Origin of the sequence: Maritalea porphyrae, from assembly GCF_030159895.1 — a bacterium.
Taxonomy (GTDB): Bacteria; Pseudomonadota; Alphaproteobacteria; order Rhizobiales; family Devosiaceae; genus Maritalea; species Maritalea porphyrae.
In genome coordinates this window covers 618341-633824 of sequence record NZ_BSNI01000002.1, presented here as the reverse complement: position 1 = coordinate 633824, position 15484 = coordinate 618341, and the positions used below count along the sequence as shown (strand labels likewise).

The following is a 15484-nucleotide window of genomic DNA, read 5'->3' as shown; positions in this document are numbered from 1 at the left end:
TTGGTAGCATTTCGCGCCTTAAGTCAAGCGCAATTTTCGTTTCCGAAACTAATTTGCGATCTGTGCTTGCACATTGTGTGCATCACACAGGGCTTTGAGCTCTTTGCTCATGCCGCTATCTGTAACCAAAGTATTCACTTGGGAAATATGCCCGAAAGTTATTGGCGCGCTTTGGCCAAACTTTTTACTATCCGCCGCCAAAATTACGCTGCGGGCAGAATCAATAATTGATTTTGTAACTGCGGCCTCACGCAGATCATAGTCAAGCAAAGCGCCGTCTTTTGCGATCGCCGCAGAGCCGATGATAGCAAGGTCTGCTCTGAATTGGCGAATGAAATCGACAGCACTCTCGCCAAGTACGACACCATCGGATGAACGCACGATGCCCGCGGGAATCATGACTTCAAGACCAACATGTTCACGCAATCCGTTCGCCATGTAGACTGAGTCTGTGACAACCTTCAGGCCCAAATGGTTCGAAAAATATGGCATCGATGCCGCTGTGGTTGTCCCAGCATTGATGATGACCACACTATTGTTGGGCACCAGGCCGGCAATCGCACGACCGATTTTATCTTTCTCTTCACGTGCAATTTCACGCCGCGTGTCGACACCCAAATACTCACTACCCGCAACAAGTGACGCGCCACCATGAAAGCGGATGATTTGGTTATCTTGCTCAAGCGCCGTAAGGTCTTTGCGTATGGTTTGCGGGGTAGTTTGAAACAGCTCGGCCAGATCATCCACAGAGGCACGACCATTGTCTTTTAGATATCCAAGAATTGAGAGTTGGCGAGCACTAGCGTTTCGCGTCTGTTTCATGAGTTGTCCCGCCTATCTAATTGAGTGCTACTGAGTAATTTACTTTGTCCGTCCGAAACACACTGTGACGGATTTCAACAACCCGTTCCAACAGGTCGTATGCCTGCCGATGCGCCACCAGAACCGGGGTCGTTGGTGTTACACCCAATATGCCAGCCTCCTCACGTGCCAATCCCGCGGACAGCGAATCCTGTGCCGATATGATCGCACACGCATAGGCCTGCTGGAACAAGACATATAGAGTATTTGGCAAAGGCGCTCGTTCCAAAAGCCCTGGGAAAAGTGCGCATGAGACAATGCTGGTCTCTAACCCAAGCGGCGTGCCGTCAAAGCTTCTTAGTCGCCGAACCTCAAAAACCTGATCCGGTGCCCCACTAAGCAGTTCGCGTTCCTTGGTCGATGCGGCGCGGCGCTTCACGTCTTCGAACGACAAGTCCGGCACGACTTGCGCGCCTGACTTGTCCCGCAAACGAAAGAAATGAAATAAAGAATTTTCGGGCGTACGTAAGGTAACGAAAGTTCCTTTACCCTGCCGACGTTCAACTATGCGCTTTTTTTCAAGTTCAATGAGGGCTTTTCGGGCTGTTCCTTGGCTTACGCCAAAGTTGGCCGCGATATCAAACTCGTTGGGCAACATGGTGCCTGGTCCATATTCGCCACCCACAATGCGTTCAATGATTCCATCAAACACCGCTTGATAAAGCTTTTTGTGCACTCAACGTCTCCTGTTTCGTTTGCCTTAGCACAAAGCGCAATCAGGGCTCAATGATTTACATTGACTCTTATATAAGATTAAATATACAAGTTGCTGCAATTTCCAAAATCGAAAGGAACGGCTATGCCAATTCCCCAATTGCTGGTGCACGATCACAAGGACAATGTTGGCGTTGTTGTTGTTGAAGGGCTTGAGGCAAACACAAAAATGCTTTGCTGCGTAACCCATGACAATTCGACATTTGAATTGGAATCAATCGCGGCTGTGCCCATTGGCCACAAGATCGCGCTGAAAGACCTCAAGGCAGGCGACACCGCTTTTAAGTATGGCGAAGACATTGGCAAAATCATTGCCGACGTGAAAAAGGGTGATCATTTGCACACCCACAATTGCAAAACGAAACGCTGGTAGGTGCACAATGACCATGGACTATTCAAACTTAACTGTTCAGGGATATCGGCGCGAAAATGGCCGTGTTGGCGTGCGCAATCACGTCGTCATTCTGCCATTGGATGACATCTCAAACGCGGCGTGCGAAGCAGTAGCGAACAACATCAAAGGCACTTTGGCCATTCCACACGCCTATGGTCGCCTTCAATTTGGTGAAGACCTGGATCTCCATTTCCGTACAATTATCGGCACAGGTGCGAACCCAAATGTTGCCGCCTGTGTGGTTATTGGCATTGAGCCGAGCTGGACACAAAAAGTCGTTGATGGCATCGCAGCAACCGGCAAGCCAGTGCAAGGCTTTTCTATTGAGCAAAATGGTGATCTGAAAACCATTATGGATGCGTCCCGCGCCGCGAAAGAAATGGTGCATTTCGCAACTGAATTGCAGCGGGAAGAATGCCCGCTTTCCGAGCTTTGGATTTCAACGAAATGCGGCGAGAGCGATACCACAACAGGCTTAGGTTCATGCCCCACGGTGGGCAACATGTACGACAAGCTTCTGCCTGAAGGCATTTACGGCTTCTTTGGTGAAACATCTGAAATCACAGGCGCAGAACATATTTGTCAAAAACGGGCGATCAACGAAGAAGTTGGCGAGCGTTGGTACAAAATGTGGAAAGCCTATCAAGACGATGTGATTTTCGCGCACCAAACGGACGATTTGTCGGACAGTCAGCCCACCAAAGGCAATATCGAAGGTGGCTTGACCACCATTGAAGAGAAGGCGCTTGGCAACCTCGAAAAGATTGGCCGCACATCAAAATATATCGAAATTTTGGAGCCAGCTGAGGCCCCCAAAAGTGGCAATGGCCTATACTTTATGGACTCGTCCTCTGCAGCCGCGGAGTGCGTAACGCTCATGGCGGCAGGCGGGGCCGTTGTCCATACATTCCCGACCGGACAGGGCAATGTTATCGGCAATCCAATCGTGCCTGTGATTAAAATCACAGCCAACCCGCGGACTGTGCGCACCATGAGCGAACATGTGGATTTGGACGTCTCTGGTATTTTGCGTCGCGAAATGACAATCGACGAGGCTGGCGATGCGCTAATCGACATGGTTGCGCGGACCGCAAACGGTCGCAACACCGCCGCTGAAGCGCTCGGGCACCGCGAATTCTCGATGACCAAACTATATCGCTCGGCATAGTCGCAATGAATGTTCTTGTGACCGAGTTCATGAATGAAGCCGCTCTTGAGGAATTTGGGAGCGGTTTCAACATAAATTATCAACCTAAATTGGTGGATGACCGAACCGCATTGCTTGGCGAAGTGGCCAGTGCCGATGCGATAATTGTGCGCAATCGCACGCAAGTGGATGCTGAATTGCTGATTGCTGCGCCAAAGCTAAAGGCTGTGGGTCGATTGGGAGTCGGCCTTGATAATATCGATGTGCCTGCATGCACAGAAAAGGGCATAGCTGTCTTACCGGCCACGGGCGCAAATGCCATTTCCGTCGCCGAATATGTTATTTGCACTGCTCTTTCACTCACGCGCGGCGCTTTCGCATCAAATGAGGAAATGATTGAAGGTCATTGGCCTCGGGCACAGCTTGGTAATGGCGGTGAGGTCTTTGGTCGTCAACTCGGCCTTCTGGGATTCGGCACCATTGCGCAGCAAGTAGCAAAGCGCGCGCTGTCGCTGGGCATGCGGGTGGCGGCATATGATCCGTTTTTGCCGTCCAGCGATGCCGCATGGACAGACGTGGACAACCTTGAAATCGACCAATTGTTACGCACCTCAGACATCGTTAGTCTTCATGTTCCATTGACTGAAAAAACCCGCAACATGATAGATGCGACCGAATTGCGGATCATGAAATCGAATGCGATTTTGATCAACACGGCGCGCGGCGGCATTGTCAATGAACCGTCTCTAATTGCCGCGCTCAAAAGCAACAAAATTGCTGGTGCAGCACTTGATGTGTTTGAGCATGAACCGTTAGATCGCGCCGCTGGCGCCCGATTTGCGAATTGTCCAAATCTGATCCTCACACCACATATTGCAGGCGTTACAGCTGAAGGGAATGAGCGCGTCAGCGCACTTACCGTTGCGAATGTGAAGGCTGCACTAAGTGAGGCCAAACATGGGTGAAATTCTTTCCATAGATGACGCACAAAACTTGATTTGCCGCGCACTAGAAAAAAACGATGTCGCCCCACAAATTGCCACCATTGTGGCAAAAGCACTTGTAGGGGCAGAAATCGATGGTCAAAAAGGGCACGGGTTTTCTCGCGTTGCTTCATATGCTGCGCAAGCAAAATCAGGCAAGGTTGATGGCAATGCATTGCCGTCGGTAAAAAAAGCCTTTGAAGCAAGCGTGATTGTCGACGCACGCAATGGATTTGCCTTTCCCGCAATTGATGCTGCGATCGAAGCAACATGCCAGTTGGTCGATAAGACAGGCATAGCATTTGCTGGCATTTTTCGGTCACACCATTGCGGGCAACTTGGTGCACATGTGGAACGCGTTGCAGAGCGCGGCTATTTGGCCATTATGGTCTCAAATTCGCCCAAAGCTATGGCGCCTTGGGGCGGTGCCAAACCGCTTTTTGGGACAAACCCGATCGCATTTGCCGCACCGCGTGTAAACAACGGGCTGCTTGTTGTCGATTTGTCATTGTCCAAAGTTGCCCGCGGCAAAGTCATGGCCGCTGCCAAAGCGGGCGAATCCATACCTGAAGGTTGGGCTCTAGATGCAAATGGTCAGCCAACCACTGATCCTAATGAAGCATTGAAAGGTACAATGGTGCCAGCAGGGGATGCAAAAGGCGCAGCTCTTGCCTTAATGGTCGAAGTGCTTTCTGCAACTCTAGTTGGCGCCAACCATTCTTATGAAGCCACTTCATTCTTTGATGCCGAAGGCGCGCCACCCGGCATCGGGCACACGTTGATTGTGCTAAACCCAATGCTTGCAACTTCACGAAGCTATTTTGACCGGATCGAAAATCTGATCAGTGAAATTCTTCAACAAGATGGCACTCGATTGCCCGGCGGAAACAAACTTGCCGCGCGCAATGCAGCGATGACCAAAGGTATATCAATAGCTTCGCACTTGCTTGACGAGATCAAAGCGTTAAGTTGATGGTCTTTTGCACCTCACCTTCGATATGAAAGCGATATTCATGCTTTTGGACCCGTTCCGCCGCTTCGCTGTAACAATCAGTGCGGATAATCTTCGTGCACTTGCACCTGGTCTTTTGCTGTGTGGCCTAATCGCTTTAGCTGCACAGTTCTTGTCGGAGCATTATGGTGCCCCGGCTATGCTAATGTCGCTCCTACTTGGCCTAGCGGTTCATCCGCTCGCAGATGAAGGATCAAAGGCGACGGCAGGTGTTGCCTTTTCCGCCAAAACCGTTCTGCGCTTAGGTGTTGCATTGCTGGGTGCGCGTATATCATTCGATATTTTCGTTGCGCTTGGGTTTGAAGTTCTTGTGCTTATTGTCGCTGCGTTGACGGCAACAATTGCTATAAGTTTTTTGCTGGCACGTTTGCTTGGGCGCGGGTGGCGTCTTGCGATACTAACGGGCGGCGCGGTCTCAATCTGTGGCGCATCTGCCGCACTTGCAATTTCTGCCATCTTACCCCGCAATGAATACACAGAACGCAATCTCAGTTTCACTGTTTTCAGTGTCACTTTGTTGAGCACCCTAGCGATGATCGCCTATCCGATCGCAATCAACCTATTGGGTTTTGACGATCATCAAGCTGGGATATTTCTTGGTGGAACCATTCATGATGTAGCGCAGGTGGTTGGGGCTGGATTTTCGATTTCTGATGCGGCCGGCGAAACGGCAACGACGGTTAAGCTGTTACGTGTTTCATTACTTGCGCCGATTGTGCTGGTTCTTGGTGTGGCGATGAGCCAGTTAAAACTAAGTTCCGACGACATGGGGAAAACACCCCCACTTGTTCCGGGGTTCATTGTCGGCTTCGCCGCTCTGGTAATTGCAAATTCACTTGGATGGTTACCGACGCAGGTTCAAGAAGCGGCGGCAAATGTTTCTCGATGGGCGATGCTCGTCGCAATCGCTGCTGTTGGCGTGAAGACTGAATTGAAACGCTTAAGCGAAATCCCAATTCAGTCCATTATCCTTGTTTGCCTACAAACATTATTCATCGCCGCGTTCATCTATTTCGGCACGCTGTGGATAGGTTAAACAATCTATTGGGTCGCACACATATTCGATGTGGCGGCCAATTTCTAAGCGCTTATGGAAGATGCCGCATCCGCTAGAAGCTGAAGATTGTTTGCCGTAACAACGCTATCTGGGTCCAGCGCCTGGGCTTTTTTGAAATTTGTGTAAGCCGCACTTAGATTGCCACGCAGCATCTGCGAATAGCCAACATTGTTGTAGTATTGCGCGGTGCCACCGGTAAGCTTGTGCATTGCTTTGTATACACGATCCGCCAATTCAAACCGGCCCAACATGTCATAAGATGCGCCTAAACCGACATAACCTTTTGGGTCCTTTGGTGCCAACTCAACTGCTCGCTTATAAAAGGCCGCAGAATAGCCAAAATTGTTGTTTCGGAAATGGCCTTGAGCTTCTCTGAGCGCGCCAGCCGCTGTGTAGCTGCCTTTGTCTGAAATGTCAGCGACTTCAAGGCGTTTACCGCCAAAGGCGCTCGATCCGGTTAAACCCGCTGTCGTGCAACCTGAAAGCATCAAAGCCAGACCTAAGATCAGCATAAAATGCAAGCGCAAGTTTTTCAGAATATCTACAAACATGTTTGTTGCCCCGAAGCTCTACCCAGCGAGCGATTATCTCGTTCGCTATTTCTGAGATCAGTTTAGGCAGAGGGCTGATTAGACTTGGTAAATGTACGCAGACTACTTGCAACTAGACTTAACACGGGCTTAAACGATTAGAGTGGAAATGTGGAGCCTACTAAACGATCTGGCCCTCAGTCGACTTCTACTCTTCGGCGCTTTCAGGCTCAGGCACAACACGCCCATTTTCACCCAGTCCCGTGGTGTCGTTCATTGACGATGAAGATGGATCGGTTGTTGTCATTGCCATGTTGGCTTTGATGGCTTCGCCAGCATTTTGTGAAACGCGATCCGTGTGCTGACTATAATCATACATGCACCCACCAAGCGATGCGGCAAGCATAAGAACGCATAGAGAAGAGAGCAATTTGATGCTTGATCTTTGATCGGTCAATTTGTGCTCTCCTCACCCAAGTCGATGACGTATCCATAAGCACCGACAACGCCAGCACCTTTGCGGAAACCCTTTATCATTTTTGGTGTGACTTCCATTTTACCAAGCGCAAAGAACTCAAAATCATTGGCGGGCAAGCTATTCTCAAGCGGCGAGGCCAATACTTGACCTGGCACCGTCGGCTGCACCAATCGCGGTGTCACGATAACAACTAGTTCTGTGTCGTTTTTCTTGTAGCCGGAGGACTTAAACAAGGAACCAAGTACCGGCACATTGCCGATCCACGGGAGTTGATCCTGCGACAAGTTGGTGTTGTTTTGCAGCAGTCCTGCAACCGAAAAACTCTGTCCATCACGCAACTCGACAGTTGCATCTAAATTGCGCGTGTTGAAAATCGGATCGCCGGCCGTTGTGAAACTACCAATATTGCTAACCTCAGGCGTAAGATGGATTTGGATCCGGTCGTCTTCCATCACAACAGGTGTGAACACTAGGCGGACACCAAAGTCACGATATTCAAGTGTCGTTGATCCATCAGTATCGCGCACCCGAATAGGCACCTGCCCGCCGGCAAGGAAACTGGCCTTGATCCCTGAAAGGGTGGTCAAGTTGGGTTCTGCCAGCGTGCGAACGAGACGCTTAGATTCAAGTGCATTTATGGTTGCACTCAAATTGGTGCCGACGCCGCCGGACAAAACTGTAGCGACAAAGGAGGAGAAAGATGTAGCGGACGCGGCTGGACTATCGATGCCATTGTTGCCGATGCTCGTGGTTACACCGCCAACGCTGCCGCCCCACTTGATACCAAGCTCTCTGCCTGCAGATCGTTCTGCTTCAAGAATGCGCACCTCTAGATTGACTTGCTGACCGCCACTTAGTGTCATTGTATTGATCACTGCGGGGCTGCCATATTGATCGACAATTTCGAGCACTTTTTGCATCGAGTATGCATCTGGCACCGTGCCGGAGACACGAATCCGACCGTTTATGGTGTGCACTTTCACTTTTGAATTGGGAATTGCGGCGCGAATGGATCTGGTCATATCACCAACATCTGCGCTGATTTCAACCGCAACTAAACCTACAGGGGTTCCGTCCTCGGCAAACAGGTTTACTGTTGTCGTGCCAAACGAGCGCGCAACTAGGTACAAAGATTTGTCGGTGATCGGTTGAGCTTCTGCGATTTTTGGATCTGCACTAACAATCTTAGCAACCGGATCAGAAACCACGACCGTAACCGCCTGGGATATCGGCAAATTTATCCGTAACACGGAAGTGGTACTCAGATCATAATTGATGGATTGGGCGGACGCTGTACCGGCAAAAGCCAAAAGCGTTGAAACGAACAACATGAAAGTTACGGCTAGTTTTCGGCCGAACAAACATAGTTGTTTGCAGATCAAAACATCCCACCAGATCAGGCTCTTTGTTGCTACTGACAATGTACGCTACTCTATTTGATACTATTGCTACTCTTGTCAGGAATGCTAGCAATCCAACGTCAATATCGACTTAACATCAAATTGGCGGCAGACAATTCAAGAAATATACTTTCCAAATCGTCAATAAAGCGCGCTGCCGTCTTTTGGTGGATTCCAGAATGGACTTGTTAGTCGAATATTCTGATTGATCCCACTGCGCATGGCGCTCTTGTTCTGCTTGAAGTCAGCCATAGAACGCAAAACCAATGCAAATGTGCCAAGGCTTGTAGCGCCGACAATGATCTCCGCTTCCGCCGGGTCAAGTTCCAACGTTGCAATGACGTTATCATCCAGCATTTCGGCTTGTAGTTCTTCGCGCCCAGCTTGCACGCCTGTGTCACCGAGTTCACCAACCCGCGCATTAATCGCAAGTACACGCACATTTCGCAAAACTGTTTCAGAAATCAAACCCTGCGGCGCTTCGCGCGTTAGCACAACATCGACGCGATCATTGGGTACAATGAACCCACCAGATGCCGCTTGACCATCGACAGATACGGAAACACCGCGCATGCCTTGATTGATCACAGCGGAAAGGTATCCACCGACGCCGCGCGCCAGTTTTTGTTCTCGTATTGGTTCGCCTTCAAAAAATTCAAAGCGCGTCAGCGTGCCGTCTAGCTCCGCGATTGCTTCAGGACTGTTTTCAATAGTTATAAAGTCATCGCGCATAAGATCTGTCGGCCAGTCCTGCCATTGCACTTGATCAGCGCTTATGCGTTGGCCGGTGCTAATCGTTTGCTTCGCCACCAAGATTTGCGGCAAGATTTCAACGACAGGAGCGGCTTCTTCGATCATAGGCTGTTCGGCGACAGGCTGGGGCGCGCGCTGCGTCACCAAGAATGCGGCGAGCCCGCCGGCAAATAGCGCAATTGCCAACAACACCAATCTTGCTGGTTTGAATTTCGACCTTGCACTGCCTTTGAACCCCATGCCGCGCAAGATTTTGTTCTCGACTTCTGGTGCCAATTGCCAATGCAAATCATTCCGTAGCCGATCCATTGAGCGCCGATCACCCTTGCGACGCTCGGGTCCAGTGTAATTCGGATCCTGCGCTTTGCGACGATCGCCGCTGCGACGTTCTTTCCCAGTTGGCGAGCCCTCGTCCAACTCTGGCTTCACAACTTCAAGTGGTGATTTGTCCGGTTCGGGATGCACTTCAACTTCAGGAACAAGATCAGGTGCTGATCCGTCAGCCTCGACGGTTTCAGGTACAAAGTCCTCATCCATCTTTATAGGTGGCGTTACAATGCGGCGGTGCAATTGACCCTCTTCCACTTTTTTCGCCAACCACGCATAGGTGATCCAGCAAATTCCTCGATCGAAACAGTCTACGATAGAGAAATCACTGGTTGGTTCTAAAAACGATTAAAAGGGAAATGAAGTCGTTGCCATTTAGTTAACCAAATTGGGCGCTCTTTCACGTTCAAAAATCGAGCTCTTTCCACCCCCTACCGCCTTGGCCATTTTGCACGCCCTCTGCAAACAAAGGACGCAAGACTTCTTGCTTAAGTCCACCTTCTTGCTTTGGCACGGGGTAGTTAGCATCGAGGGCTGCAACAAGAATTTGCCACCCATTGGCGCGCGCAAATTGGGCGCTTGAACGTATGGTGTTGCGCGTACTAATTTTAATCGCCGTGCCGAACGAGCGTTCCAATATCTCTATCTTTGAGGGTGCCACTAAGCGAAATTCTCGATCGATCTTGCCGTTCATCAGCAAATATAGTCTTGGTTTAGTCCTTAGTTTGGGCGAAACCGACGAAGCAAGCATTGCCTCTGGGATCAGCATAGCATTTCCGGAAACACCACCATCGACATGCATTTCTTTGAATTTTGTATTACCAGACTGCACTTCGATGAGCTGTGGCGGCAAGAGACCCGGCACACTAACCGACGCCAGAAGCACCTGGTGGAACAGCGCTTTTTTGTCCTTGTGATCACTCGCGGCAATCGCACCCATATTCCAAATCGCGGTTCGCTGAGTATCAATATTGGTGGTCAACACCAGCAAAAGTCGACCCTTGTTGTGCTCTGTTGCAATTTGAGCAAGTAGGTCGTCGTCAATATACCGATCCACCATTTTTGCGAGTGGCCTGTTGGAAAACACGGCCGACCCAAAAAGAGCGTCGAGGCCGGCAATGCGGATCAATTTGTTCGTCTGCTCCTTGGTGAACATTCGTTCCAAATACGGATCATAATCTTTGCCCAAAAAGGCAAATGGAGCGATAAGTGCGCCTACGCTCGTTCCCGTTACAATATCAAACTGCGGTCTGCCGCCATTTTTGCTCCAGCCAGTGAGAAACCCGGCTCCAAAAGCTCCCTCGCTGCCTCCACCTGACAAGGCGAGTACGTTGAACGACTTAGATCGCTTGGTAATAGGCGAAGTGCGCAAAGCTTTAAAGATAGCTTCTTGGTCATCAGCCCAAACCCGAACGTCTTCAATTTGGGGAACGCGCCCGTTTTCGCTCATTTGAAAGCTATACAAGGTGCGCGTCGGGCCGCATCCTGTAACGGACAACGACAATAAAACTAATAATACTAGTACTTTACATCTAACAACTAACTGCACGCCATGTTCCATCTATCTCACCAACTAGACAAAACTAGCAAAACAAAAGGCGCTCAGAATTGATCTCAAACAAAGTTCAGCACGATAGAAATTGCTTTGCACGACTTTGATATTTGCGTGCCAATACTTGGCGACATACGGTTAACTAAGTTGGGGTAAACTCTCGCGATAGTACCGACATGATGGGCATTATCGCCGAATGACCACACGAGTTGAAATTGAAGAAAAACTAGATCGCGCTTTCCAATACTATATGGACGGTGAGCCGCAAATGGCACTGCGCAGCGATCTTGAAGCATTGCAACTTTCCAAGGATCTTGGAGAGGTGGAGTTGATTGCGCGTTGCGGCATTGAGGTTTCCCGTTCCTATCGCTGGCTGCACAAACCCAAGCTGGCATTGGATGCTATCCATGAAGCGCTCGCGTTGTTTTCCCAATTTCAAAACGACGAGCTTCTGGCTTATGCGCAGCTTATCCATGCTCGCGTATTGCTTCAGGTTGGCCTAACAGATGATGCATATGGTGAAGCAGCAAAAGTAATAAAGTGGGCCAACCGGTCGGAAAACTTAGAGTTGAAAGCGCGCGCGTTCGATGTGCAAGCAATTGTGTTTATTCTGGCATCAAACTTTGAAAAAGCGACACATTTGCTTGAGCAAATTCAGGACATTCAAGACGAGCACAATTTTGAATCGTTACGTGTTGTGCTGCCCGTTCACCACGGCTTCCTCCATTCACGATGTGCCGAACACGCCCTAGAACAAGGTGAAACCCAAGCCCACCAGGACCATTTTCATATCGCGCTAATGTGGACGGAACAGGCCGTGGCGGCGGCTGAAGAATCAAAGCAAAGCTGGTATCACTTTGTGAGTCTTTGCAATGCGGCCGAATTCGCGGCTGTGCGCGGCAAGTTTGCCTTTGCCGAACAATTGCTTGCGAAAGTGAAGGAACTGCCAAAGGGGTTAATGGACGTTGGTGCGGTGCACTACCTTTACACGTGTAGCGAGGTTGCAAACCGTTCTGGCAACACCAAAGCTGCGATTCAATTTGGGTTGGACGCACTTGAGGCGGCAAAAGAAAACCCTGACGCGGATAATGTGATGAACGCGCACCGAAGGGTCGCTGAAGCCTACGAGGCAGATCGTGACTTTGAGGCTGCGCTTAAAGCATACAAACAATATCAATGCCAGTTTAAGCGGTCATTAGCTCGGCGCGCATACTGGCAGGACCGGATGGCTGAATATAAAAGCAATGTCAAAGTCATGCGTGACCAATTGCAGCGCGCAAATGTACATGCTGAGAAAATGACAAAAGAAGCGCATCAGGATGCACTGACCGGTTTGGGAAATAGGCGAGCGTTCGACCAAAGGCTTCTGCAACTTGAAACTGATCCAAATGCGAAATTTGCAATCGCCATCTTGGATCTAGATCATTTCAAAGCGATCAACGACAATTTTTCTCACCTTGTGGGGGATGACGTTCTTCGACATGTGGCGGACATAATGCAAGAGCATTGTCGCGCTGAAGATTTGGTTACACGGATTGGGGGCGAGGAATTTGCAATTTTGTTGCCCAGCGCATCCCAGGAACGAGCGCGCATCGTCTGTGAGCGCATTCGCAAACATATCGGCGGTTGGGACTGGAGCTCGCTCGTGGACGAGCTTGTCGTAACCGTCAGTGCGGGCGTTGCGACTTCAGAAGAGGGGCGCAGCACATTGGACGTGTTTGCGGTTGCGGATTCTCGGCTCTATCAGGCCAAAACCAGCGGTCGCGACCTTGTGGAGGCATTTGCAAACCCAGGCAACGCTGTTGGCTGGGCTTGATTGTTGCAAAAACTAGTCGCGTGTAAGCCTGCGCATAAGGCTTGACGTGTCCCAGCGGTTTCCGCCCATGGCTTGAATCTCTTTATAGAACTGATCAACCAACGCAGTAAGTGGCAAGGACGCGCCATTACGGTCCGCTTCTGCAAGACACATGCCCAAATCTTTACGCATCCAATCGACTGCAAATCCAAAATCAAATTCATCTTTGAGCATTGTCGATCCGCGATTTTCCATCTGCCACGACCCTGCGGCACCTTTTGAAATCACGTCCAACACAGCATCACCATCAAGGCCAGCACGCTGGGCAAAATTCATACCTTCTGCCAACCCTTGGACGACACCGGCAATGCAAATCTGGTTGACCATTTTTGTCAGTTGCCCGGCGCCAGGATCACCTAACAACTTGCAAGACCGTGCAAAGATATCGATGATGGGGACGGCTTTTTCGAAGACCTCTTCGTCCCCACCACACATCACAGTAAGCACACCGTTTTCGGCACCCGCTTGACCACCCGAGACTGGCGCATCAATAAAACCAAAACCGCGCGATTGCGCATCGGCATAAAGCTCACGTGCAACTGCCGCGCTCGCAGTTGTGTGATCAACAAAAATAGCGCCGTCTTTCATAGAGCCAAACGCGCCATTTTCACCAATCGTTACAGCACGCAGATCGTCATCATTGCCGACACAAGCGAATACAAAATCGCAGTTTTTTGCGGCTTGAGCAGGTGTTAGCGCCATGCTGCCACCATATTGCTCAACCCATTCTTCAGCGCGACTGGTCGTGCGATTGTAAACTGTTACGTCGTGGCCTGCTTTTTGGAGATGACCTGCCATCGGCCCGCCCATGACCCCTAAACCAATCCAAGCGATTTTGCTCATGCGCGTTCTCCTTTATGACCCGAGATGAAATGCCATTTGGCTTTGCTGCGGATCATTTCAAATTGCAGCTTCTTGAGCAAGGCCACGCTTGCGAAGAAGTGACGCGCAACGCAATAAACTGTACCGCCCTTACAAACGGAACGATTTAGGTGATGTCCGATTCGTTGGTCGGCCACATTGCGGGCGCAGAACGGAGCGGCCCAGCTTCACTTTTCCAGCTTTGTTCAATTCCATTCAAATTGATTGGGGAATGAAGGCGCTTTGCTGGACCGCAATGGGTCATCTCGATCGCCTTGGAGAAGTCATGCTCATCAGCCGCAATTGTGGCGCCCTGTTTTTGCGGTGATGCTGATTGCGCTAACAAGTGCGCGACGCGCGCCAAAGACGTGCGCGCTGAAATGGCACCGCCGTCATGTTTTTGTCGCTTGAGGGCAGCCAGCGTTGCCGCGGCCATCAAATAGCCCGTTGCATGATCAAGCGCTTGCACAGGTAGTGGCACGGGCACTTTTGCGTCTGATGACTTCATCCCAAAATCAGCGATGCCAGCGCTCATTTGCACGAGGCTGTCAAAACCACGTCGGTTTTTCCACGGACCTGTCCAGCCGTAAGCATTGTGTGCGACATCCACAAGGTTTGGATTGATGGCGTGTAACTGATCACGCGAATATCCCAGTTTCTCCAGCGCGTCGGCACGCAAGCCATGCACCAATACATGCGCGTCTTTCAGCAATTGTTCGAACTGTTTTCGACCGGAGTTCGACTTGAGATCAAGGTGCGCACAGTTTTTCCCGATGGTGAGGTCTTCATAAAGGCCAGGCTCTTCCCAATCCTCAGGATCAATACGAAGAACTGTTGCGCCATATCCTGCAAGTATGCGCGTGGTCACCGGACCGGCAATGACGCGTGTTATGTCCAAAACACGCAAACCTTCGAGCGGTGCTTTCTTGTTTTGGATTGAAAACGGGCAATTGCCCTCAAACTGCGAAACCTTAAAATCAACTAAGGGTTCGGCGGCAACGGCCCTGCCCTGGGGGTGTTCTTGCCAATCGCGCAGAGATCGCATTTGCGCCGCACATCCCCCAGCATCCACAATGGCACTTTCGAGCGCTCGCGCGTCCCATTTTTTGACTGCCCTTGCAACCAATTCACGGTTCTGCGGAACACCAAGCACATTGAGCGCCGCTGTTTTGTGATGCGACGCGTTGGTATGTAGCCTGATCCATCCGTCGGCACATTGATAATCTCCTGCAATTGCATCCCATGGATTAGGTTGAGAACCCTCCACAAGGTTTAGGCTTGTACCAAACCAAAGTGAAGCGAGACGCTGGTCAACTTCCAATGTGGGGGGCATCGCCAACTTGTGCGATACCAGAAGTGCCTTTAACGCCTCGCCAAACGCGAGAAATGAACTGGCTGCCAATTCTGAAACGGCAAAAAAGCTGGGCAACTTTTCTTGATTTATAATCCTAACTGCACCTCCTTCATGCGGCGCGCTCAGACCAAGGCTCGCAAATATCTCTTTGGTGAAGTGCATGAACTCGTTCCTTCGTTCAGTTTGCACACAACAAAACAAGCCTT

Annotated in this window: 16 protein-coding genes; 7 read left to right on the top strand and 9 right to left on the bottom strand. The window is 50.4% G+C overall.

Translation table 11 applies throughout. The annotated features are described in order from the left end of the window. Positions 1–48: 48 nt before the first annotated feature. Positions 49–822 carry a DeoR/GlpR family DNA-binding transcription regulator gene (locus QQL65_RS06600; RefSeq protein WP_284362948.1) on the bottom strand — a complete coding sequence of 258 codons (774 nt, stop codon included), beginning with the start codon at positions 820–822 and terminating at the stop codon, positions 49–51. A gap of 16 nt (positions 823–838) precedes the next feature. Next, the gene (locus QQL65_RS06595; protein ID WP_284362947.1) at positions 839–1537 is read right to left on the bottom strand and encodes a GntR family transcriptional regulator; all 699 of its coding nucleotides are present in this window, start codon (positions 1535–1537) and stop codon (positions 839–841) included. A gap of 123 nt (positions 1538–1660) precedes the next feature. Here QQL65_RS06595 and QQL65_RS06590 point away from each other — a divergent pair, with 123 nt between their 5' ends. From QQL65_RS06590 to QQL65_RS06570, 5 genes are read left to right on the top strand one after another with little or no spacing between them, the layout of a single operon-like run. After that, positions 1661–1948, top strand: coding sequence for a UxaA family hydrolase (locus tag QQL65_RS06590; protein ID WP_284362946.1), 288 nt, complete (start codon positions 1661–1663; stop codon positions 1946–1948). 7 nt (positions 1949–1955) lie between these two features. Then, positions 1956–3137 carry a UxaA family hydrolase gene (locus tag QQL65_RS06585; protein WP_284362945.1) on the top strand — a complete coding sequence of 394 codons (1182 nt, stop codon included), beginning with the start codon at positions 1956–1958 and terminating at the stop codon, positions 3135–3137. Positions 3138–3142: 5 nt separating this feature from the next. Next, entirely contained in the window at positions 3143–4081 is a 939-nt protein-coding gene (locus QQL65_RS06580) for a hydroxyacid dehydrogenase (protein WP_284362944.1), read from the top strand. Then, complete coding sequence (locus QQL65_RS06575; RefSeq protein WP_284362942.1) at positions 4074–5072, top strand: Ldh family oxidoreductase; 999 nt, start codon at positions 4074–4076, stop codon at positions 5070–5072. Before QQL65_RS06580 ends, QQL65_RS06575 begins: the two co-directional genes overlap by 8 nt. Before the next feature lie 40 nt (positions 5073–5112). Then, positions 5113–6147: a YeiH family protein gene (locus tag QQL65_RS06570; protein WP_284362941.1), complete on the top strand. Its 1035-nt coding sequence runs from the start codon at positions 5113–5115 to the stop codon at positions 6145–6147. A gap of 44 nt (positions 6148–6191) precedes the next feature. On the opposite strand, the gene QQL65_RS06565 is transcribed toward QQL65_RS06570, so the two are convergent. From QQL65_RS06565 to QQL65_RS06545, 5 genes are all read right to left on the bottom strand, one after another. Continuing rightward, a complete protein-coding gene (locus QQL65_RS06565; protein ID WP_284362940.1) occupies positions 6192–6719 on the bottom strand; it encodes a tetratricopeptide repeat protein in 528 nt (175 codons plus the stop codon). A gap of 187 nt (positions 6720–6906) precedes the next feature. After that, positions 6907–7155, bottom strand: coding sequence for a hypothetical protein (locus QQL65_RS06560; RefSeq protein WP_284362939.1), 249 nt, complete (start codon positions 7153–7155; stop codon positions 6907–6909). Further along, positions 7152–8597 (bottom strand): type II and III secretion system protein family protein, encoded by a 1446-nt coding sequence (locus tag QQL65_RS06555; protein ID WP_284362937.1) that lies wholly within the window; start codon positions 8595–8597, stop codon positions 7152–7154. Before QQL65_RS06555 ends, QQL65_RS06560 begins: the two co-directional genes overlap by 4 nt. 120 nt (positions 8598–8717) lie before the next feature. Further along, positions 8718–9914 carry a Flp pilus assembly protein CpaB gene (gene cpaB, locus QQL65_RS06550; protein WP_284362936.1) on the bottom strand — a complete coding sequence of 399 codons (1197 nt, stop codon included), beginning with the start codon at positions 9912–9914 and terminating at the stop codon, positions 8718–8720. 148 nt (positions 9915–10062) lie between these two features. Beyond that, on the bottom strand, positions 10063–11217 hold the full coding sequence (locus QQL65_RS06545; RefSeq protein ID WP_284362934.1) for a patatin-like phospholipase family protein: 1155 nt from the start codon (positions 11215–11217) through the stop codon (positions 10063–10065). Between the two features lie 187 nt (positions 11218–11404). On the opposite strand from QQL65_RS06545, the gene QQL65_RS06540 reads away from it, so the two are divergent. Further along, entirely contained in the window at positions 11405–13024 is a 1620-nt protein-coding gene (locus tag QQL65_RS06540; RefSeq protein ID WP_284362931.1) for a GGDEF domain-containing protein, read from the top strand. A gap of 12 nt (positions 13025–13036) precedes the next feature. On the opposite strand, the gene QQL65_RS06535 is transcribed toward QQL65_RS06540, so the two are convergent. Continuing rightward, positions 13037–13906, bottom strand: coding sequence for an NAD(P)-dependent oxidoreductase (locus QQL65_RS06535; protein ID WP_284362930.1), 870 nt, complete (start codon positions 13904–13906; stop codon positions 13037–13039). A gap of 14 nt (positions 13907–13920) precedes the next feature. Here QQL65_RS06535 and QQL65_RS06530 point away from each other — a divergent pair, with 14 nt between their 5' ends. Next, positions 13921–14055 carry a hypothetical protein gene (locus QQL65_RS06530; RefSeq protein ID WP_284362929.1) on the top strand — a complete coding sequence of 45 codons (135 nt, stop codon included), beginning with the start codon at positions 13921–13923 and terminating at the stop codon, positions 14053–14055. Here QQL65_RS06530 and QQL65_RS06525 read toward each other — a convergent pair. Next, positions 14052–15440 carry a CoA transferase gene (locus QQL65_RS06525; RefSeq protein WP_284362927.1) on the bottom strand — a complete coding sequence of 463 codons (1389 nt, stop codon included), beginning with the start codon at positions 15438–15440 and terminating at the stop codon, positions 14052–14054. The genes QQL65_RS06530 and QQL65_RS06525 overlap by 4 nt on opposite strands. Between the last annotated feature and the right edge of the window lie 44 nt (positions 15441–15484).

Excerpts from the sequence above, each read along its gene's own strand:
- QQL65_RS06575 (WP_284362942.1), top strand. The coding sequence starts at position 4,074 with ATGGGTGAAATTCTTTCCATAGATGACGCACAAAACTTGATTTGCCGC.
- QQL65_RS06530 (WP_284362929.1), top strand. The coding sequence starts at position 13,921 with ATGACCCGAGATGAAATGCCATTTGGCTTTGCTGCGGATCATTTCAAA.
- QQL65_RS06525 (WP_284362927.1), bottom strand. The coding sequence starts at position 15,440 with ATGCACTTCACCAAAGAGATATTTGCGAGCCTTGGTCTGAGCGCGCCG.
- QQL65_RS06535 (WP_284362930.1), bottom strand. The coding sequence starts at position 13,906 with ATGAGCAAAATCGCTTGGATTGGTTTAGGGGTCATGGGCGGGCCGATG.
- QQL65_RS06540 (WP_284362931.1), top strand. The coding sequence starts at position 11,405 with ATGACCACACGAGTTGAAATTGAAGAAAAACTAGATCGCGCTTTCCAA.
- QQL65_RS06570 (WP_284362941.1), top strand. The coding sequence starts at position 5,113 with ATGCTTTTGGACCCGTTCCGCCGCTTCGCTGTAACAATCAGTGCGGAT.
- QQL65_RS06600 (WP_284362948.1), bottom strand. The coding sequence starts at position 822 with ATGAAACAGACGCGAAACGCTAGTGCTCGCCAACTCTCAATTCTTGGA.
- QQL65_RS06590 (WP_284362946.1), top strand. The coding sequence starts at position 1,661 with ATGCCAATTCCCCAATTGCTGGTGCACGATCACAAGGACAATGTTGGC.
- QQL65_RS06580 (WP_284362944.1), top strand. The coding sequence starts at position 3,143 with ATGAATGTTCTTGTGACCGAGTTCATGAATGAAGCCGCTCTTGAGGAA.
- QQL65_RS06565 (WP_284362940.1), bottom strand. The coding sequence starts at position 6,719 with ATGTTTGTAGATATTCTGAAAAACTTGCGCTTGCATTTTATGCTGATC.
- QQL65_RS06585 (WP_284362945.1), top strand. The coding sequence starts at position 1,956 with ATGACCATGGACTATTCAAACTTAACTGTTCAGGGATATCGGCGCGAA.
- QQL65_RS06545 (WP_284362934.1), bottom strand. The coding sequence starts at position 11,217 with ATGGAACATGGCGTGCAGTTAGTTGTTAGATGTAAAGTACTAGTATTA.